20 protein-coding genes are annotated in these 19,809 nt (G+C 66.1%); 9 read left to right on the forward strand and 11 right to left on the reverse strand.

Going from position 1 to position 19,809, the window contains the following annotated elements:
- Positions 1-40 precede the first annotated feature (40 nt).
- Positions 41-727 (forward strand): FliO/MopB family protein, encoded by a 687-nt coding sequence (locus VE25_RS22040; RefSeq protein WP_152664664.1) that lies wholly within the window; start codon positions 41-43, stop codon positions 725-727.
- 25 nt (positions 728-752) lie between these two features.
- Positions 753-1,475, forward strand: coding sequence for a flagellar type III secretion system pore protein FliP (fliP, locus tag VE25_RS17520; protein WP_046109998.1), 723 nt, complete (start codon positions 753-755; stop codon positions 1,473-1,475).
- Positions 1,476-1,477: 2 nt separating this feature from the next.
- On the opposite strand, the gene VE25_RS17525 is transcribed toward fliP, so the two are convergent.
- From VE25_RS17525 to VE25_RS17555, 7 genes are all read right to left on the reverse strand, one after another.
- Positions 1,478-4,759: a tetratricopeptide repeat protein gene (locus tag VE25_RS17525; RefSeq protein WP_046109948.1), complete on the reverse strand. Its 3,282-nt coding sequence runs from the start codon at positions 4,757-4,759 to the stop codon at positions 1,478-1,480.
- Positions 4,760-4,939: 180 nt separating this feature from the next.
- Positions 4,940-5,767, reverse strand: coding sequence for a metallophosphoesterase family protein (locus VE25_RS17530; RefSeq protein WP_046109949.1), 828 nt, complete (start codon positions 5,765-5,767; stop codon positions 4,940-4,942).
- Positions 5,764-6,705, reverse strand: coding sequence for a diacylglycerol/lipid kinase family protein (locus tag VE25_RS17535; protein WP_052732067.1), 942 nt, complete (start codon positions 6,703-6,705; stop codon positions 5,764-5,766). Before VE25_RS17535 ends, VE25_RS17530 begins: the two co-directional genes overlap by 4 nt.
- Positions 6,706-6,784: 79 nt before the next feature.
- On the reverse strand, positions 6,785-7,615 hold the full coding sequence (locus VE25_RS17540; protein ID WP_046109951.1) for a MotE family protein: 831 nt from the start codon (positions 7,613-7,615) through the stop codon (positions 6,785-6,787).
- Entirely contained in the window at positions 7,612-8,040 is a 429-nt protein-coding gene (locus tag VE25_RS17545) for a DUF6468 domain-containing protein (RefSeq protein WP_210166889.1), read from the reverse strand. Before VE25_RS17545 ends, VE25_RS17540 begins: the two co-directional genes overlap by 4 nt.
- On the reverse strand, positions 8,040-9,212 hold the full coding sequence (gene fliM, locus VE25_RS17550) for a flagellar motor switch protein FliM (protein ID WP_046109952.1): 1,173 nt from the start codon (positions 9,210-9,212) through the stop codon (positions 8,040-8,042). The genes VE25_RS17545 and fliM overlap by 1 nt, the downstream gene beginning before the upstream one ends.
- Positions 9,212-9,706 carry a flagellar basal body-associated FliL family protein gene (locus VE25_RS17555; protein WP_046109953.1) on the reverse strand — a complete coding sequence of 165 codons (495 nt, stop codon included), beginning with the start codon at positions 9,704-9,706 and terminating at the stop codon, positions 9,212-9,214. Before VE25_RS17555 ends, fliM begins: the two co-directional genes overlap by 1 nt.
- 302 nt (positions 9,707-10,008) lie before the next feature.
- On the opposite strand from VE25_RS17555, the gene flgF reads away from it, so the two are divergent.
- The 6 genes from flgF (at position 10,009) to VE25_RS17580 (ending at position 15,189) form a co-directional block, all read left to right on the forward strand.
- Complete coding sequence (gene flgF / locus VE25_RS17560; protein ID WP_046110000.1) at positions 10,009-10,746, forward strand: flagellar basal-body rod protein FlgF; 738 nt, start codon at positions 10,009-10,011, stop codon at positions 10,744-10,746.
- A gap of 12 nt (positions 10,747-10,758) precedes the next feature.
- Positions 10,759-11,544 (forward strand): flagellar basal-body rod protein FlgG, encoded by a 786-nt coding sequence (gene flgG, locus VE25_RS17565; protein ID WP_046109954.1) that lies wholly within the window; start codon positions 10,759-10,761, stop codon positions 11,542-11,544.
- A gap of 12 nt (positions 11,545-11,556) precedes the next feature.
- Complete coding sequence (gene flgA, locus VE25_RS17570; RefSeq protein ID WP_046109955.1) at positions 11,557-12,504, forward strand: flagellar basal body P-ring formation chaperone FlgA; 948 nt, start codon at positions 11,557-11,559, stop codon at positions 12,502-12,504.
- 21 nt (positions 12,505-12,525) lie between these two features.
- Positions 12,526-13,263 carry a flagellar basal body L-ring protein FlgH gene (gene flgH / locus VE25_RS17575; RefSeq protein WP_046109956.1) on the forward strand — a complete coding sequence of 246 codons (738 nt, stop codon included), beginning with the start codon at positions 12,526-12,528 and terminating at the stop codon, positions 13,261-13,263.
- 201 nt (positions 13,264-13,464) lie between these two features.
- Positions 13,465-13,614 (forward strand): glycine zipper domain-containing protein, encoded by a 150-nt coding sequence (locus tag VE25_RS23030; RefSeq protein WP_500683372.1) that lies wholly within the window; start codon positions 13,465-13,467, stop codon positions 13,612-13,614.
- Between the two features lie 81 nt (positions 13,615-13,695).
- Positions 13,696-15,189 (forward strand): carboxypeptidase M32, encoded by a 1,494-nt coding sequence (locus VE25_RS17580; protein ID WP_046109957.1) that lies wholly within the window; start codon positions 13,696-13,698, stop codon positions 15,187-15,189.
- A 49-nt stretch (positions 15,190-15,238) separates the two neighbouring features.
- On the opposite strand, the gene VE25_RS17585 is transcribed toward VE25_RS17580, so the two are convergent.
- On the reverse strand, positions 15,239-15,937 hold the full coding sequence (locus VE25_RS17585; RefSeq protein ID WP_244466970.1) for a L,D-transpeptidase: 699 nt from the start codon (positions 15,935-15,937) through the stop codon (positions 15,239-15,241).
- 295 nt (positions 15,938-16,232) lie between these two features.
- Here VE25_RS17585 and VE25_RS17590 point away from each other — a divergent pair, with 295 nt between their 5' ends.
- Positions 16,233-17,822 (forward strand): ABC-F family ATP-binding cassette domain-containing protein, encoded by a 1,590-nt coding sequence (locus tag VE25_RS17590; RefSeq protein WP_046109959.1) that lies wholly within the window; start codon positions 16,233-16,235, stop codon positions 17,820-17,822.
- Here VE25_RS17590 and VE25_RS22450 read toward each other — a convergent pair.
- The 3 genes from VE25_RS22450 to VE25_RS17605 form a co-directional block, all read right to left on the reverse strand.
- On the reverse strand, positions 17,819-18,490 hold the full coding sequence (locus VE25_RS22450) for a class I SAM-dependent methyltransferase (RefSeq protein WP_083989028.1): 672 nt from the start codon (positions 18,488-18,490) through the stop codon (positions 17,819-17,821). The genes VE25_RS17590 and VE25_RS22450 overlap by 4 nt on opposite strands.
- Positions 18,491-18,633: 143 nt before the next feature.
- Positions 18,634-19,053, reverse strand: a complete 420-nt coding sequence (dksA, locus tag VE25_RS17600; RefSeq protein WP_046109961.1) for an RNA polymerase-binding protein DksA — start codon at positions 19,051-19,053, stop codon at positions 18,634-18,636.
- Between the two features lie 163 nt (positions 19,054-19,216).
- Positions 19,217-19,627: a flagellar assembly protein FliX gene (locus VE25_RS17605; RefSeq protein WP_046109962.1), complete on the reverse strand. Its 411-nt coding sequence runs from the start codon at positions 19,625-19,627 to the stop codon at positions 19,217-19,219.
- Positions 19,628-19,809 lie beyond the last annotated feature (182 nt).

Here is a 19,809-nt window from a genome sequence, read left to right on the forward strand (position 1 = left end):
TGGCGTGCGGCGGGCCAAGCGATTCTATGAGGTGCGACTCGTGCAGTTCCTGACCAGCCTGTTCGGCGGTTCCGGCAATATGTGGCTGACGGCGTTGTTTGCGCTCGGCGTCGTCATCATTCTCATCTTCATCGTCATGTGGATCCTGCGGATCATCGCCGGCGGCAATGGCTCGGCCACCCGCGGACGCAACCGGCGCCTGTCGGTGGTCGATTCGCTCGCCCTCGACCAGAAGCGACAGTTGCTGGTCGTGCGCCGCGACAATGTCGAGCACCTGATCCTCACTGGCGGCCCGACCGACATCGTCGTCGAGACCGGCATTCCGGTCCCCGAGCAGCCCGCTCGTCCCGTGCCGCAGCGCCGCAACATGTTCGGCAAGCCCGCCGAGCCGCAGGCGCCGACTATCGCCCCCGCCGCGCCGGTGGCTCCGGCGGTCGCGGTCGAGCCTGTTGCGACGGTTGCCGCTCCCGCGCCGGTCGAGCCGCCCTCCTCCAATGTCTCCCCGCTCGACAAGATGCGCTCCGCCGCCGGCGGCCGCCGCAACGGCAAGCTGCGGCATCCGGGCCTTAGGGAAGACGCCCCCCGTCCACAGGAAGAGACGGTGGATGGGGCGCTCCCCGCCCGCGACTCAGCTAAGGAGTCGGATGGCGACAACGGGGGCGGACGGACCGGCAGTGACGACGAGGCTCAGGCAAAGGCCGAAGGGCGCGCCGGCGACGGCAACTGACGCGGGCGCCCGCCGCAGGCGGGTCATCGCCTTTTGCGCGTTGGTCGCCGCCCTCGTCATTCCATCCGTCGCCTTCGGACAGAACCTCTCCATCGACTTCGGCGACGACGCGACGCTGACCGAGCGCGCCGTCCAGCTCATCGGCCTCATCACCGTTCTCTCGCTGGCCCCGTCGCTGCTGGTGATGGTCACGAGCTTCACGCGTATCGTGGTGGTGCTCTCGCTGCTGCGTACCGCCATCGGCCTGCAGACGGCGCCGCCCAACTCGGTGATGGTCTCGCTTGCGCTCTTTCTCACCTTCTTCGTGATGGCGCCGACCTTCCAGCAATCCTACGACCAGGGCATCGCCCCGCTGATGGCCGGCCAGATCGAGACGACGGAAGCCTTCGGGCGCGCCGCGGCGCCCATACATGAGTTCATGCGCGCCAATGTGCGCGAGCAGGATCTCACCCTCTTCTACGACCTGACGGAAGCGACGCCCCCCGATGATCCCGAGGCGATCCCGCTGCAGCTCCTGATCCCCGCCTTCATGATCTCGGAGCTGCGCCGGGCCTTCGAAATCGGATTCCTGCTGTTCCTGCCCTTCGTCATCATCGACATGGTCGTTGCCTCCGTGCTGATGTCGATGGGCATGATGATGCTGCCGCCGGTGGTGATCTCGCTGCCGTTCAAGCTGATCTTCTTCGTACTCGTCGACGGCTGGTACCTGGTCGCCGGCTCGCTGGTGAGAAGCTTCACCTCGGGATAGGCCTATCGGCTCGCCACCGTCGCCTGCGTCTGGCTGGCTTCCAGCGGCGTCAGGGCTCCATCGGCGCCATAGGCGTCGCGATAGGAGGCGAGAAAGGCATTGAGGCTGTCGATGGCGGCGATTTCGCGCGCAACCTGACGGAACTCGTTGCTCGATGGCTCAAGCGTGGCGGTCACGTAGTCGAACATCGCCCATTCCGGCGAGACCGACATGCGTTCGACGAACTTGTCACGCAGCCGCGACACGCCGAAGCGGTCGCCCGCCAGCACGAAGCCGACCGCCGCCTTGACGACGTTCATGCGCGCCGCCTGGTTGAAGGCCGCCAGCTCCATACCCGAATACATCGCCTCCAGCATTTCGGCCGCCATGGCGTAACGCCCCGCTTTCCAGTGCGCATCGATCCGCATGAGCGAGACATCCCTGCCGCTCATGTCGCTGAGCATGTCGAGCGCGAGTTCCTGCCGGCCCACTTCGATCAGCGCCCGCGCCTCCAGCACCCGCCGCTGGCGGGCGAGCGTCGTGCCGATCTCGGGCAGGCGCGTATCGGCCAACACCCGCAGAGCCTGTTGCGGCTTGCGATCGGCGAGATGGATGACGGCAAGGTCTGCCGCAAGTTGACTGCGCGCCACGCCCTTGAGGCGGTTCTCGAGCTGGTAATCCAGCAACTCTGCCGCCTGCGCGAGCAGGTCGACCTGCACGAGTCGGCGGGCAAGATTGCGGATCATCTCGTCGCCGCGCGCGCCGGGCGGGGTCAGTTGCCGGAAATCATAATAGAGACCGAGCGCATCGACAGGCTCGAGAGTGTCCGCTCGTCCGTTGAGGAAGAGGTCGGCAAAAACCTTCTGTGCATCCGCGTGCATGGCATTGATCGCGGCGTTGTCGGCAAAGCTCGCCGAGGCCTGCCGCACCGTTTCGAAGCCCAGGCGATAGGCGCCATCGCGGAAGTAAAGCTCGGCCAGCATCTTCTGCATGTCGGCCTCGAGCGCATCGCCGCGCCAGAGCATCGCCTCGGCGGCCAGCGTCTCGGTGGCCTTGTTCATGTCGAGATTGCCGGCCGCATCGAGCAGGCGCAGCGTGCGGTAGACCGCTTCCGCCCGCGTCGGCCTGATGTCTGCGGCGATCACCTGCCCGTAGATGTCGATGGCCTCTTCCGGGCGCCCTTCGAGCTCGGCGAGCCGCCCCTGAAGGAGGTGATAGAGGCTCACCTGCCCAAGATCGAGCGCGGCGAAGTCGATCCCGGTAAAGAGGCGCTTGGCCATCTCGGCATCGCCGGTCTCGATCGCGGCGCGCAGGGCAGAGAGCTTGAAACGCAGTTGCACCCACACCGGATAGCTGTCGAGCACCGGCTCGGCGGCCCTAGCGTCCTCGCGCGCGCCGCGGAAATCGGAGGTTTCGGCACGGGCGATGGCGCGCCAGAGCATGGAATCGACATCGGCCGAAAGCAGCGGCGATTGCAGGATGGCGATGGCCTCGCGCGGACGTCCGGCAAGCGTATTGCCGATCGCCTGCGCCATGCGGATCTTGCGCAATTCCTCGTCGTTCGACGGATCCGCCCCGAGCACCCGCAGCACACCCAGCGCTTCGTGGGCGAAGCGGTTGGCGAGGTAGAACTGCGCGAGATTGAACCGCGCCGTCTCGCGCGCCTCGCCCTCGCTCTGGGCCGCCTGCCGCATCAGGTCCTCGCGGGTCTGCGACAGCACGCCCGCATCCGGCTGAGCCGGCCGGCGCAGGTCGATGAAGGCTGCCCGTGTCTCGCCGCGCCCGAAGAACGTCTCGCGGCGCACCTGGTCGAGCGAGGAAACGGTGAGTCCACCTTCGGCGCTGATGACCGCGAGCCGATCCTCCAGGCGCACCTCGACGCCCGGATGTTCCGGGCGGACGACGAGCCCGTGGACGCTGCGCAGCGCATCGAAATCGACATAGTCGAACGTGCGGGTGATCCCGCGCGCCGGCGGATAGGCGGTGACGACGCGCAGCGTGTCGCCCACCTGCGGATCGCGGAACTCGTGCACGCGCACCGGGCGCGCCATGTCCGCGGTCATCTCGTAGAGATCGGACGCCCCGAGTCGCCGCTCAAAGGTCACCGGCTCGGTCGGCGCCAACACCATATCCCCGAGCGAGAGCACCCATGCCCTACCCTCGGACCCGAGCGTCGCCAACCTGTCCCGCGCGAGCGCAATGCGCACGACCTGTGTGTCGCCGGCTGGCGTCACCTCGAAGGTGCTGGCGACATCGTCGAGCCTGGCGGCATCTTGCGGAGCCGCGATGGCGGCCCCGGTGTCGAACAGCATCCACAGCGAGTCACCGCGCCGGAACACGGCCGCCGGCACCTCTTCCTCGAAGGGAAAGACGACCCGGACCGTATTGCCCTGGGTGGTGACGAACGGGGTCACCGGCGCCAGGGGCTCGGCGCGCAACATCGCGGTCGCCGGCTCCGCAGAAGTTTCGGCCGCCGCCTGCTCGACGGAGTCGGTCTCGGCCTCCGCCGCCAGCTCTTCGACGGCGATCTGCGGCAGCGCCGTGCCGGCAAGGTCGATGTCGAGCAGAAACTCGCGCGGGGAATTCTCGAAGAAACGCGGCGTGACGCCCTCGGCCAGCTTGAGACTCACGACCGCCCCGTCTGGCGTCTTTTCGGATGCAAGCGAAGCGAGTTCGGGTGGCAGGTCCACCGCAAGATCACGCAGATCCACGTCCACCGGCCACTCGAAGGCGATGCTGGCCTGGTCTTCCACCTGCTCGTAGCTGGCGGTCGTGTCGACGCTCCAGTTGAAGTGCAGGCGCAGGAACGTCGGGTTGCGCCCGATGCGCACCTCGGCCTGCGGATCGAGCTCGGCGACGTCGCGCTGTTTCCTCCGCCGCTCGGCCTCGATGGCGGCAAGCCGGGCGCGCTCGGCGAGTTCGTCGATCACCTCCTGCGGCAGACCCGGCGGCAGGCCCTGCCAGGAGAGAGGCAGGAGGTCGATGAACAGCCTCTCGCCCGCCTCGATGCTGTTGAAATTGAGATTGCGCCGCAGCGCGAACCGCACGCCCCCAAGATCGGGATCGACCCGGGCTATGGAGACGTATTCGGGCAGCGCCAGATCGACGGCCGGCATCTGGACGCTGACCTCGTCGTTCTCGAATTCGATCGAGAGGACGCCGTTGTCCATCCACACTTTGTGAGCAGGCAGCGTATCGCGTTCCGGGAAGCTGAGGACGAGGCGCCCGAAGCCCTCTTCCTGCGTGACGAAGAGCTGCGCGCGCTCCAGCGCGAGCGCCGAAGCCGGCAAGGCCACGAGCACCACGGCCGCACCAGCCGCGACCTTTCTCAAAGCAGACTTGAACACAGCCCCCACGGCCCGCCCGCCTAACGCTACTCAGGGCGTTCTTTCGCAACGGTCGAGCCGTCGCCGATCGAAAACGCGTGTTACACCAAACGGGTGGAACCTAGCCGAGGCGCCTTAACGCGCGATTACTCGTAGTGCTCAAGCCGGCTCGCTCGCCTTCTCGCGCGTTCGCCATTGCCCCTCCAGCCAGTCGCGCACGACAATGGTGATCTCGTCCGGCGAGATATCGACGATGTTGTAGGAATTCGGCTCGCCGCGCAGACGCGTGGAAATGGCCGAGGAGGCCTGCGCCACGAGAATCGGCGCCCGTGCCGCCTGGCGCAGGCCTGTTGGCGCGCCGACCGTCACCGGGTGCGTCGGTTCGTGGAGCCGCACATAGGATAGGTGAAAGTGCCCCGAAAGGACGAGCCGCACGCCGAGATCGGCAAAGCACCGCAGCGCCTCGTCGGCGCGTTTGACCAGCTTGGTGCGCTGCACCATCGGCTCGGTGGGAAAGAGCAGCGGATGGTGGGCGACGACCACGCGGATCGAGTCCGGCGCGGCGCGCGAGAACCGCTGTTCCAGATGCTCCAGCTGGTCGCGCGAGATCGAGCCGTGTCCCCAGTTCCAGTCGAGCCGCATCCGGCGCGACGTCTTCATACCGGCTAGAGCCACTCCCTGCATCTCGAGGAACGGCTCGACGTCCTGCGCGATATATTTGCGATAGAGCCCATAAGGGTCGAGGAAGCGCCTGAAGATGTTGACCGCCGGCACGTCATGGTTGCCGGGCACGGCAAAGACCGGCGCATGGAGCGTATCGAGGAACGCGCGGGCCTGAGCGAACTCGGCGCTGCTGCCGACCTGGGTGAAATCGCCGGAAACGGCGATGAGGTCGGCGTTCTGTCCGGCGATGTCCGTGGCGAGGCTGCCCGAGGCGCCGGCGTCGTGGCGACCGAAGTGGAGATCGGAGAGATGAACGATCCTCATGCCGCCGAAGTCCCTTCCATGGGGGTCTGGGATGACGTCTGTGCCGGCATGACCATGGTCAACGCCAGGGGGCGCACTTTGAAAACGAGCGGTGTCTCGATATTGGCGAGCTCGCCATCGAGCATCACCTTCACCGTCGGCTTCCTGGTGTCGACGGTGACCTCGCGCACATGCTCGATCCGCAGCGCATCGTCCTGCCGCCACCGCCCGAGGAACATGCCGAGCGTCAGGCGAATGAGGTCCGCGCCGGAGAGGTGCCGGACGACGTAGAGCGTCAGCGTGCCGCTGTCGAGCCGATCGCGCGAGAACATGCGGCCGAACCCTTCGCTGAACTCGCTGCATACCACCGCGAAGGCCTGCGCCCGCTCGACGCGCGCCTCCCCCTCATCCGGGTTGATGGCGAGCGCCATGCGCCGGCTGCGCGCCAGCCGCCGCGCGAAGAACCGCGAGAAGCCGATGAACTCGAGGAGACCGAAATGCCCACGCACCTTCTCGCGCGCCGCCGCGATCCCGGCGACGAAGCCGACGGCCGCCATGTGCAGGAACAGCCGACCGTTGACCTCGCCGATGTCGATGGGCCGCAACTCGCCGTCGGCGATGCCGGCCACCGCCTCCTCCAGGGTCAGCGGCAGACCGAGATCGCGCGCCACAGCGTTGACGGTTCCAAGCGGCAATACGGCAAGCGCCTTGTCCGTGCCGGCGAGGGCTCCTGCGAGCGCCGCGATGGTGCCGTCGCCACCTCCCGCAACGATGACATCCGCATCGCTTTCGAGCGCCCGTTTCACGCGCTCGTCGAGAGAGACATCGGGGTCGGAATCGACCGTCACATCAAGCCCGCGATCGGCGAAGACCGCCTCCAGGGTCTGTGATGTGACGCCTGTTGCGCTGGCTGTCCCGGCGCTGGCGTTGAGGATGACGTGGTAGGAAAGCTTGGGCACGGACGCATCTCGCAGGCAATGGTAGGCCCTGCGATAACGGGCGGGAAGGCGGTTGGTTCACCTTCCCCGCCTCACCCCTTCACTGCCCTACGATCTGCGGCAACGCCGCGAAGTCGTCCGGCGTCATCTGGTCGGCGGGCTCGTCACGCGTGGCGGCAAGGCGCACCGTCAGCTCCTGGGCCCGGGTCGGATTCATCGCCGCCAGGATCGGCGCCATCCTGCGCGGCGCCATCGCTCGCGAGACCTGCAGCAGCACGTCGATGTCGAGCTCGTTGAAGATCGTCGCCGCATCGCGGGGGCGCATGGTCTCGTACATGGCGACGATACCGGTGACCAGTTCCTCCTCGGCCGCCCTGCGCGCCTCGACGAGCGAAGCGATCTGGGCTTCCAGCGCCTCCATCGTGGCCGCGCGTTCCTCGATCCGCTTTTCGGCGGCCTCGATCAGGTCGGCCCGCATCTCGAGCTCGGCCGCATAGGCGTCGAGCTCGGTGCGGCGCTCGGCCAGCCGTTCCAGGAGGCTGCGCTCCGTCGCCCCGCCACCCATGGCATCGAGCGGTTCGGGCTGTTCATCCGCGACAACCTGAGGCGAGGCCGCATGCCCGGCTTCGATGGCATTGGCCCCGATGGACTCTCCCGCCTCCTCGCCGCCCTCGGCAAGCCCATGCGTTCCCGCGATATCGGTCGGATCGACAGTCGGCGCGCGGTCGGCAAGCGTTGGCGATGAATCCTCGGCTGTCGGATCGATGAGTTGCAAGGCGCCGGCATTGCCTGCCGGCTCGGGTCCGGCAGCTGCGGCCTCGCTGACGCCTGTCAGCACGTAGCCGCCCTGCGTCATCAGGCCGATGGACTTGAACGTCAGCAATGCGGCGGTCGCACAGACGACGACCGGCAGGAGGCGAATGGTCCTCACGCCGCGTTCCCCCGCTCGCGGGCATGGGCCGCGAGCCTATCAAGCGCCTGCTGCACCTTGTTGGACTCGCTGACCGGCTCGATGGAGCCGCCTTCGCGCACCGCCCGGGCAATCCGCGAGATGCGCTCGACGAGCGCGCTGCCCGAATTGACGTGGTTGGCGAGTTCGATACCGAACCGCTCGGCCTCGTCCAGCCGCGCGGTGAGCATGGTGTCTGCCTCGACCGCGGATTGCTTCAATTCCTTGATCGCCTGGTTGGCCAGATGCGTCGCGCCCACCAGATCCGCGATCATCTGCTTGAGCATATCGCGATCCGCATGCAGGCGTTTCAGCCGCGCATTGAGCACCACGCAATAGCCGATGGTGAGCGCCAGGAGCAGGGCCACGGCTCCTTCGATCAGGAGCCCGAGAGGAAGTTGCTGCATCATTTGCCGTCCATTGACTCGTCGATCGCCTCGAAGGCCGCCATGGTGACCTTGGGTGGATTGAGCGGGCGCACCACCCGCACCGAAACATTCTTGCCGATATGGCCCATGATGGCCTGCGTCAGTTCCACCGAGCCGCAACGCAGTTGCACGGGGTCGGCCGGCGCGCGTTCGAACATCACCGTGTCCCCTTCCTTGAGGAACATGATGCGTTTCAGCGGCAGGTCCTGCTCGTGGAGCACTGCGTCGATCTCGACCTCGGCCTGGTAGATCTCGGTGGCCAGGTGCCCTTCCCAGATCGGGTCGCGGCCGAACTTTTCACCCATGAACATCTGCAGGAGCTGTTCACGGATCGGCTCGATGGTCGCGTAGGGCAGCAGAATCTCGATCTTGCCGCCGCGATCGTCCATCTCGATGCGCAATTCGATGAGAATCGCCGCATTCGCAGGCCGCGAGATGGCGGCAAAGCGCGGATTGGTCTCCATGCGCTCGAGCTTGAAGTTGACCTGCGTCACCGGCTCGAACGCGCGGTGCGTGTCATCGAGGATCACCTCGATCAACCGGCGCGCCAGCGTCATCTCGATGGTCGTATAAGGCCGCCCTTCCACCCGGATCGCCCCACCCGTGCGCCGGCCGCCGAGCAGCACGTCGATCATCGAGTAGATGAGATTGGAGTCGATGGTCAGCAGCCCGTAGTTGTCCCATTCTTCGGCCTTGATGACCGAGAGGATGGCGGGCAGCGGGATCGAGTTGAGATAGTCGCCGAAACGGACAGACGAGATCGATTCCATCGACACTTCGACATTGTCCGAAGTGAAGTTACGCAAACTCGTCGTCGCCAGCCGCACCAGCCGATCGAAGACGATCTCCAGCATCGGCAGGCGCTCGTAGGAAACGAGCGCCGAGTTGATCAGCGCCTGCACGCCCGTCAGCTCGACGTTGCCGCCGGCGTTGGGATCGAACCCGAGGAGGCTGTCGATCTCGTCCTGGTTGAGCACCCGGCCGCCCGCCTCGCCCTCGGTGCCGGCCGGGTCGGCCTCCAGCATCGCCGCCCACTCGGCAGCGGCCGCGGCAGCGCGCTCGTCGTCGCTCATCGCCTTGCCGGAGATATCGTCGAGGGCGTCGAGCCCCCAGTCCTCGCTCAGCTTGTCCTGTTCACCGGGTCCGGGCATCACTGCACCAGCAATTCTTTAAAGAGCACGCTCTCAGCCCGCGAAGGATAGATGGCGACATTGACGCGCCGCAGCAGCTCTTCCTTCATCCGGTAGACGCCGGCCGAACCTTCGAGGTCGCTCTTGCGCAGCTCGCGCAGATAGACCTGGAAGGCATCGATGACCTTGGCGAGACGGGGCTGGATGTCGAGCATCATCTGCTCGTTGGCGACTTCCAGCGCCACCGTGACGCGCAGGAACGACTGCCCCTCGCCCTCGTCGTTGAGGTTCACCGTCATCGTCGGCAGGTTGAAGATGAAGGTTTCGACCGGTGCAATCACGCCACCTTCGGCGACCGACTGCTGCTGGCTCGAAGAGAGATAGAAGTAGAGCCCGGCGCCACCGGCCAGGATCACGGCCAGTGCCGCGCCGCCAATGATGAGCAACAAGCGGCCACGCCCGCCCTTGGCAGGCACCTGGCCGGCGCCCTCTTGAATTTCTGCATCAGCGGCCATGCCCCCAAACCCCGTCTTTCCCGACGATTCCGAACCCGCGACCAGCTAAGCGGTCGATGGTTAACGAATGGTTACGAAGTGCCCCTCATGCGGCAATTTTTGCCGGGCAGCTTTTTCCCGGCACAACCGCCCTATCCCGGCAATTCCTGCACCTACCCACAGCTAACCCACTGATTTTACTTAATTCAGCGCCTTGGCATGGTTTCTGCAAAGTAAATGGCGAGCCCGCCAGCTTGGGGAAGCGGGAGGGCTCGGGGACCAGGCAAGCGGCAATGTTTGCCACATAACGGGGATCTCGCATGATCGAGAATGCGCAGCTCATCAGCCTGTCGCGCCAGATTGCGCTTCGACGGCAGATGGATGTGGTGGCCAACAACATGGCCAACATCAACACCACCGGTTTCAAGGGCGAACAGATCCTGTTCGAGGAGTACATGATGCCCGGCGCCAGCCACCGGGACTTCATGCGCCCCGACCAGCCGCTCTCTTACGTGCAGGACTGGGCGACGCGCCATGACCTTGCCGCCGGCGCCATCACGCAGACCGGCAGCGAGCTTGACGTGGCGCTGATGGGCGAAGGCTTCCTCGCCGTCGAGACGCCCGCCGGCGAACGCTGGACCCGCGCCGGCTCGCTGCAGGTCGACGCCGCCGGGCGCCTTGTCGACACCTCCGGCAACCCGATCCTCGGCGAAGGCGGACCCATCGTCTTCCAGCCGGAAGAGACCGGCATCGTCATCGCCGAGGACGGCACCGTTTCGACCAGCGAAGGCCTCAAGGGCCGGCTGCGCATCGTCGAGTTCGACAATCCCCAGCAATTGACCCGCGAGGGCTCCAACCTCTTCGCCGGTGGCACGCCGGTAGAGGCGCAGAATACGCGCGTCATTCAAGGCGCCGTCGAGCGCTCCAACGTCTCGGGCGTCACCGGCATGGCCCAGATGATCCGCGTGCAGCGGGCCTACGAATCCCTCGTCAAGCTGATGGGCGACCAGGACGACCTGCGCCGCGCCGCCATCCAGCGTCTCGGCGACGCGAACGCATAAAGGAGAACCCACATGAAAGCGCTCTATATCGCATCGACTGGCATGAGTGCCCAGGAACGCAATGTGGAGGTCATCTCCAACAACATCGCCAACATGCGCACCACGGGCTTCAAGCGGCAACGCGCCGAGTTCCAGGACCTGCTCTACCAGCAGATCCGCCGCGCCGGCTCGCAGACTTCGGACGAAGGCACGATGCTTCCCGCCGGGCTCGAGATCGGCTCGGGCGTGCGCACTGTCGCCACCCCGCGCATCATGAGCCAGGGCTCGGTCGTCGCGACCGAAAAGGAGCTTGATCTTGCCGTGCGCGGCGAAGGCTTCTTCGTCGTCGAGATGCCGGACGGCACCGCCGCCTATACCCGCGACGGCGCCTTCGAGCGCGACGACCAGGGGCGGCTGGTCAACTCCAGCGGCTATCCCGTGCAGCCCGGCATCACCATCCCGCAGGATGCGGTGTCGGTCTCCGTCTCCGCCGACGGTCTCGTCCAGGCCTATATCGGCAACGATGCGTTCCCGACCCAGCTCGGGCAGCTTCAGCTCGCGCGTTTCGTCAACAAGGCCGGCCTCGCCTCCATCGGCGACAATCTCTTCAACGCGACCGCCGCCAGTGGCGAGGCCCAGATCGGCCTGCCCAAGGCCAATGGCACCGGCGACCTGCTGCAGGGATACCTCGAGCAGGCCAACGTCAACTCCGTCACCGAAATCGCAGACCTCATCGCCGCCCAGCGCGCCTACGAGATGAACGCCCGTGTCATCTCCGGGGCCGACGAGATGCTGCGTTCGGCAACGCAGATGAGTTGAGGAGACTGACAGATGATCGCCCGCCCGCTCATTGCCATCGCCGCCGCCGTCCTGATGGCCGGCACCGCCGCCGCCGCGCCGACGCTCAAGGCCGACGTCACGGTCTCGGGCGCCATCGTCACCATCGGCGACATGTTCGAGGATGCCGGCACCTTGGCCGAAACGCCGCTCTTTCGTGCCCCGCAGCCGGGCACGGTCGGCACCGTGCCCCTGAAGGACATAGAAGCTGCCGCAACCCGCGCCGGACTTGCCGAATTCGCCAGCGAAGGGCTTTCGTCCGTGCGGGTGGCCCGCCCCGGCGTGATGGTCGGCAAGGACGATCTGGTGCGGCTGATCGAGACCGATCTTGCCGCCCGCGGCGTTCTCGCCGACGGCATGTCGACGCAGACGCTCTTCTCCCGGGATTTCGCTCCCCTCACCGCCGCCGCCGTTGCCGAGCCGGTCAATCTTGTCGCGTTGCGGTACCTGCCCGGCACCGGAGGCTTCACGGCACGGTTTGCCGTCGCCGGCCTCGACCACACCGTCGACGTTTCCGGCACGATCGATCTGATGATCGAGATGCCGCACCTCGCCGCCGCGATGCCGGCTGGCTCGGTGCTTCGCCCCGAGCACATCGTCATGCGGCCGATGCCGCTGCGCCAGGCCGACGCCATGGGCTTCGCCAGTCCGTCCGCGCTCGTCGGCAAGGCTCTGAAGCGCCAGAGCCGCGAGGGCATGGCGCTCAAGGCCACCGACGTCGCCGAACCGCAGGTGATCGCCCGCAACGAGATGGTGACCATCTATTTCCGTTCCGGCCCCATGACGTTGACCGTCAAGGGCCAGGCGCTGAACGCCGCCGCGCGGGGTGAACCCGTGGACGTGATCAACCTGATGTCGAAGCGTGTCGTTTCCACCACCGCCATTGCTTCCGGCGCGGTCGAGGTGACCGCCGCCGGCCCCATCAATCTCGCTGGCCTCTGACCGGTTTCGGGAGACTTTCTGATGCACCCCTTCAAGATTGCCACGCTCCTCGCCGCCACCCTGGTTCTCGCCGGCTGCAACACCACCGACCGGCTCGCCAGCATCGGCCAGGCTCCGCCGCTCAATCCGATCATCGACCCGACGACGGTCGCCGGCTACCAGCCGGTGCGCCTGCCGATGCCCGAGCCCTCGCCCGACACCTACCAGGCGAACTCGCTCTACCGCACCTCGGCGCGCGGCTTCTTCAAGGATGAGCGTGCCCACAAAGTCGGCGACATCCTCACCGTCCTCGTCACCATCGACGACCGCGCCAGGATCGCCAATCAGACCGCCCGCAGCCGCTCGTCGAGCAATTCGGCCGGCATGGGCGGCATCTTCGGCAGCGCCGTGACCAACATCTCGGGCGGAGCGATCAACCCGGCCGACGCCATCGACCTGACGTCAGGCACGAGCGACAACGGCAACGGCTCTGTCAACCGCTCCGAGAACCTCGAGACGTCCGTCGCCGCCGTCGTCACGCAGGTGCTGCCCAACGGCAACCTCGTCATCGAAGGGCGCCAGGAAGTGCGCGTCAACTTCGAGGTGCGCGACCTCATCGTCGCCGGCATCGTGCGTCCCTCGGACATCCAGGCCAACAACACGATCCCCTCGAGCAAGATTGCCGAGGCGCGCATCTCCTACGGCGGGCGCGGGCAGATCACCGACGTGCAGCAGCCGCGCTACGGTCAGCAAGTGCTCGACGCCATCCTGCCCTTCTAGAACCACCAGCTTGCCCGCCGCGCACTCCCCCATCATGGCGCGGCGGGTGATCGAGGCCGCCTCCCAGAACAGGACCGGCCACTTCGAGGGCGCAGTCTCCCCGGCTGCGCCCTTTCCCTTTCGTGGGGAACGATCCTGTCGCACCACGTGTTGCCCAAGCGAGGGCCAACGCGGAGAACTAGCATGGATACGGCCGGCAGCATGGCCATAGGCATGGCGGTGGGCATCGGCGTCGGAGCCGTTATCGGCGCCGCCCTCGACAACACGGCCCTGGGCATAGGCATCGGAATTGCCATCGGCGCGGCGCTCGGGGCAACCTGGCGCACCTATCGCGGCGGTCGAAGAGACTGAACCTGCCCAACGCTTTGCCCCCTTCCATCTCCGGCCCGGCTGTGGAACTTAGGTGACCATACCGATCCGGAGCGTTCCTTCATGTCCTTCCAAAAACTCGACGCCCTCGGCCGCAAGCTCGAAGCGCTGGAGCATGCGCTGGCGATCCTCGGCGCCGACGAGGCGACCCACATGGCCGTCGGCGGCGGCGAGAAGCGCGCCGAGGCGATGGCCAACCTCGCCGGCATGTACCACGCGCAATCGACCGCACCCGAGATCCGCGACTGGCTCGAGGCAGCCAAGGCCGAGGGCCTCTCCGAGGATCAGCGCCTGGCCCTCGGGGAGTTCGAGCGCGTCTACGTCAACGCCACATGCCTCCCGACCGAGTTCGTCGAGCGGCGCACCGCCGCCACCATGCGTTCCGAGCAGCTCTGGCGCGAATTGCGCCCGACCGGCGACTGGGACGCGTTCCTGCCTGCCCTAGAGGGCGTCGTGGCGCTGGTGCGTGAGGAAGCACAATTGCGCGCTGATGCGCTTGGCCTTGCGCCCTATGACGCGCTGATGGAGCAGTACGATCCCGGCAACCGCACCGCCGAGCTCGACAAGGTCTTTGCCGACCTCAAGGCTTTCCTCACCGATTTCGTGCCGCAAGCGCTCGGCGTTCAAGAAAAGCGCCTCGCCGACCGGCCGCTGAAACCCCTCACCGGCCCCTACCCGATCGAGAAGCAGCGCGAGCTGGGGCTCGCCGCCATGCGGGCCGCCGGTTTCGACTTCACCCACGGCAGCCTCGCCGTCTCGCACCACCCGTTCTGCGGGGGCGTGCCGACCGATGTGCGCATGACGACACGCTACCGCACCGACGAGTTCCTCTCGTCCCTCATGGGCGTGCTGCACGAAACCGGCCACGCGCTCTACGAGCAGGGCCTGCCGAAGGATTGGTCGCACTGGCCTCTGGGCAAGGCGCGCGGCATGGGCATCCACGAAAGCCAGAGCCTCTTCGTCGAGATGCAGGTGGCACGCAGCCCCGAGTTCTGGCAGTTCGCCCTGCCGCTGGTGCACCTGCACCTGGGCGAGGACGCGATCCCCGGATGGGAGGTCGAGGACGTTCTGGCCAAGGTCAACTTCGTCGAGCGCGGCTATATCCGCGTTGATGCCGACGAAGTGACCTACCCGCTCCACGTCATCCTGCGTTACGAGCTCGAGCAGGATCTCGTCTCGGGCAAGCTGGAGGTCAGCCAGATTCCCGAAGCCTGGGACGCCAAGATGACCCAATATCTCGGCATCTCGACCATCAATGACCCCAAGGACGGTCCGATGCAGGACGTACATTGGCCGGCTGGCATCTTCGGATACTTCCCGAGCTATACGCTCGGCGCCATGATCGCGGCGCAGCAATGGGCCGCGCTCGAAAAGGACATCCCCGACGCCCGTGGACAGATCGCCAAGGGCGATTTCGCCGCCGTCAACGACTGGCGCGCGCAGAACATCTGGCTGCAGGCATCCCGCTGGTCGACGCCCGACCTCATCAGGCGCGCCACCGGCGAGCCATTGAACGCCGGCTACTTCAAGGCGCACCTGAAGCGCCGGTATGGATAAATGAAAAGGGCCCGGCACTGCCGGGCCCTTTTCATTGAATTGACTGCGGTCAGATATACCCCAGATCGTTGGGCGCCGCGAGGCCCGTGTTGAGCACGACGACCTTCGAGCCGACCGTCACACGGTTATAGAGGTCGATGATGTCCTGGTTGAACAGGCGCACGCATCCGCTCGACACCGACTGGCCGATCGAGGCCGGGTCGTTGTTGCCGTGGATGCGGTAGAGCGTGTCGCGCCCGTTCTGGAAGAGATAGAGCGCCCGCGCCCCGAGCGGATTATCGAGCCCCGGCGGCTTGCCGTTCGCCCAGGGAGCGTTGAGCTCGGGGTTCTCGGCGATCATGGTTGCGGTCGGCGTCCAGGTCGGCCATGCCGCCTTGCGCCCGATATAGGCCTCGCCCTGATAGTCGTAGCCGGCGCGCCCGACGCCGACGCCATAGCGGATCGCCTGGCCGTCGCCACGGGTGAGATAGAGGAACTTGGCGCCCGGATCGACGATGATCGTGCCGGGCCGCTCCGAGGTCGGATAGTAGACGACCTGCCGCAGCAGCTCAGGCCGCACCCGCGCCGGGTTGAAGGCGGGAATGGGGAACTTCTCTTCGGGCATCGCCCCGTACATCTCGAGATAGAGCGGGTCGACATAGGGCATCGGCTCGACGCCAGCCACCGGCATGCCGCGGCTCGACGTGCACGCCGCGAGCGCGAGGGGAGCGAGCGCCAGGAAGCCGCGGCGCGAAACTTTGGACAACACTTTGACAATTCCGTCGGTTAGGGTGAGCGAAATCTAACGAAAAGCGGCAAACGCTTTCCTAATTGCGGCCCGTCTAGCCGCAATCCAAGGCAGGAACTAGGACGCCAGTGCCACAGTTTCCGGCCTTTGTGTGAGGCGCGATAACATTCTCGCGACGTCGCGCGGAACCGGAAGCCGGTTGACTCCCAGGCGCGCGTCCCTATCTTCCCCTCATCCGCAGCACCAACAGGACGGTGAGTCATGGAAACCCACGTGATCGATCGCTTCGCCCGCATCGCCCACCTGGACTCCGCCCATGCCCACCTCCATCACGCTCGCAAACCTCAGCTACCGGACGCCTGACGGCCAGACGCTTTTCGAAGGGCTTGATCTTTCCTTCGGCCCGCAGCGCACCGGCCTCATCGGCCGCAACGGCACCGGCAAGACCACGATACTGAAGCTGATCACCGGAGAGCTGACGCCCTCCGGCGGACAGATCACGGTCAGTGGAACGCTCGGTGTCCTTCGCCAATCCGTGCAGGTCACGCCCGGCACCACCCTCGCCCAAGCGCTCGGCATCGCGGAGGCACTTGCCCGGCTCGAGCGCCTCGACGCCGGCACCGGCAGCCTCGATGATGCGGCGGAGGCCGACTGGACCCTGACGGCCCGGCTCTCTTCGGCGCTCGCCCAAACGGGCCTGCCCGACCTCGATCCGCATCGCCCGCTCGCAACGCTCAGCGGCGGCCAGCGCACGCGGTTGGCGCTTGCCGCCCTCCTCATAGAAGAGCCGGACATGATCCTGCTCGACGAGCCGACCAACAATCTCGATGCCGACGGGCGTGCGGCGGTCGCGGATGTGCTCTCGGGCTGGCGCGGCGGCGCGATCGTCGTCAGCCACGACCGAGAGCTGCTGCGTCGCATGGACGTCATCGTCGAGCTGACGACGCTCGGCGCAAAGACCTATGGCGGCAATTGGGACCACTATGCCGAGCGCAAGGCCCTGGAGCTCGCCGCCGCCGAGCACAATCTGGCCGCCGCCGAGCGCAAGGTCGTCGAGATCGACCGGCGCATCCAGGCACAGGCCGAGCGCAAGGCCAAGAAGGATGCCGCCGGGACGCGCAAGGCGGCCAAGGGCGACATTCCGCGCATCGTCCTCGGTGGAATGAAACGGCGGGCGGAGGAAACCAGCGGCGAGAACGCCCGGCTCGCCGGCCGCATGCGCGGGGACGCGGCGGAAGCCGCCAGCGAAGCCCGCGCCCAGATCGAAATCCTGCAACCGCTTTCGGTAAAGCTCGCTCCGACGAACCTGCCGACGGGCAAGACCATTGTCGACGTCAAGGAACTGACCGGCGGGCCTGATGCCGGCAATCCGATCATCCGTAACCTGAGCTTTACCGTTGTCGGCCCCGAGCGTGTCGCCATCACCGGCGCCAACGGCTCGGGCAAGACGAGCCTGCTGAGGCTCCTCACCGGCGAATTATCCCCGGTTTCCGGCACAGCGCGCATCCTCGGCAGCTTCGCCATGCTCGACCAGACTGTCTCGATCCTCGATCCCCGAGAAACCATCCGCGACAACTACCGCCGCCTCAACCCGGACGAGGACGAGAACGCCTGCCGCTCAGCGCTGGCCCGCTTCATGTTCCGAGCCGACGCGGCCCTCAAGGTCGTGGGAACGTTGAGTGGCGGCGAGATGCTGCGCGCCGGCCTCGCCGCCACCATCGGCGGCAGGACGCCACCGCAGCTCCTCATCCTCGACGAGCCCACCAACCACCTCGACATCTCCGCCATCGAGGCGGTGGAGGCCGGACTGAAGGCCTATGACGGCGCCCTGCTGGTCGTCAGCCACGATCGGGCGCTCCTAGGAAATATCGGGGTGGAGCGGGAGATCGTGCTGGGTGACGACTAGCGCACCCGACGCCAAATTCCTTCCCATTGCGACCACTGGCCCTGCCCGGGAGGCTTGCGCCACGTCTGCTGGACACGCAGGGGCAGTATAGGATCGAACCAGGGGTGGAGAAGGTCGGCAATTTCGGATGCTCCAAAGAAATGGACCTCCAGTCCCCGCTTCGGACCATCCAGATAGAGCGCGGTAAAGCCTCCACCGGGAGAGTGCTCGGTCACTTCATGGGCAAACGGCAAATCGGTACCTGCCGCGTTGACACGCATGCAGAACAATCCTCCCAACGCAACGCGCTCCAGAGCGGTCCGGATATGGGCATGTGCCACCGCCTGGTTGCCATGCTGGAAGACCTGGATGCCGATGACCAAAGCATAGGTCCGGCCGGCAGGAAGAGCCGACAGGTCGCCATGAATCAGGCGGTGCTTTCCCGCTGGAAACCGCTCCGCCAATTGCGTGAGCGCAACTTGGGAGATATCGAGGCCCGTGAGATTGAGGCCATTGCTCACCAATGGCAGATAGTTGCGGCCATTGCCGCACCCGATATAGAGACCTTCCGCTCGGACTAGATCGGCCGCGCTTGCGTAGGCGAGGATATCTTCAACGAACGCGACGGGCGCTTCGGCTTTGTACCGTCCTGCAGCGTATTCCGCGTCCCAAGCCGTCTCGGCATCCATTCGCTCGCCTCATGCTCACCTGGGATCGCAGCATCGCCGAGTCCAGACGTCACAGAAAGACATTCTTGCGTGGTCGGGTCCTAAAAACAAAAAAGCCCGCACTCAGGCGGGCTTGGCAGGAACTGCGGAATCAATCCCGCAGGTTATTCGTCCCGATATACCTTCTCGCGCCGCTCGTGCAGTTCCTGGGCTTCGAGCGAAAGGGTGGCGATGGGGCGGGCGTCGAGGCGGGCTATGCCGATTGGGTCGCCCGTTTCCTCGCAGTAGCCATAGGTGCCGTCCTCGATCCGCTTCAGCGCCGCGTCGATCTTGGCGATCAGCTTGCGCTGCCGGTCACGGGTGCGAAGCTCCAGCGCCCGGTCGCTTTCGGATGAGGCCCTGTCGGCCATATCGGGATGGTTCTGGCTTTCTTCCTGGAGGTTCTCGAGAGTCTCGCGGCTTTCCCGGAGGATCTCCTCCTTCCAGGTTTCGAGCTTCTTGCGGAAGTATTCCCGCTGGCGCGGGTTCATGAACGGCTCGTCTTCCGTGGGCCGGTATTCAACAAGGTCATCAACCGAAGACATCAGCAGACTCAACTCCAATGCGCCCTTGAGGGGGCCTATATAGTCAAGTGCAAGGGGCCGGGCAAGCAAGGAAAGCCGCTCGCGGCCTCGGGCCAGGCCCATGCCGCCGGGCCTTAGCCCGATTTGCACAACGGTTTGATGACGATGCGGGTGGGCGAGGCCGTCAGCGGCCGTGCTTGGCGAGCTCGACGCGCACGCGCAGCTCGATGTCGTCGAGCAGCGCGTCAAGCTGCGGCTCGGCCGTCTCGCGCTCCTCGGAAAGGATGGTGGCGAGCCGGTCGAGCATGGCGGGATTCGCCCGCCCGGCCAAAAAGTCGGCGCGCATCTCCTCGAGCGTGTCGAGAAGCGTGCGCCCGCGCTTGATCGCCTGCCTGCGGCGCCCTTCGGTCGCATCGCCGACGGCCTGCAGGGCGAGCAGCGCTCCGATGCTGGCCGGTCCCGAAACCAGGGGCGCCGAGCCCGCACGCGCAGAAGCTGCAGCCTCGCCGAGGCGGAACTCGCCCCCACCCTGCGCCTGGCCGACGCCTGAGCGCGAGGCAACGCCGCTGGTCCTGAAATTGGCTTCGATGCGCACCGCGGCCCGACTCTCGGCTGGTCCATTACCCGGCAAAAACTGCCCCGCGCATGGTTAAGGAACGCTTAAACAGATCGGCAAGTTTTGCCCGCACGCCGGAAGGCAATGCCGCGCAGACCCCAAAGCGACAGAAAATTATCTTTAGTTTCATTCCCTTAACGTTGTCCCCGGAATCAATCCGG

The organism is Devosia geojensis, assembly GCF_000969415.1.
Taxonomy (GTDB): domain Bacteria; phylum Pseudomonadota; class Alphaproteobacteria; order Rhizobiales; family Devosiaceae; genus Devosia; species Devosia geojensis.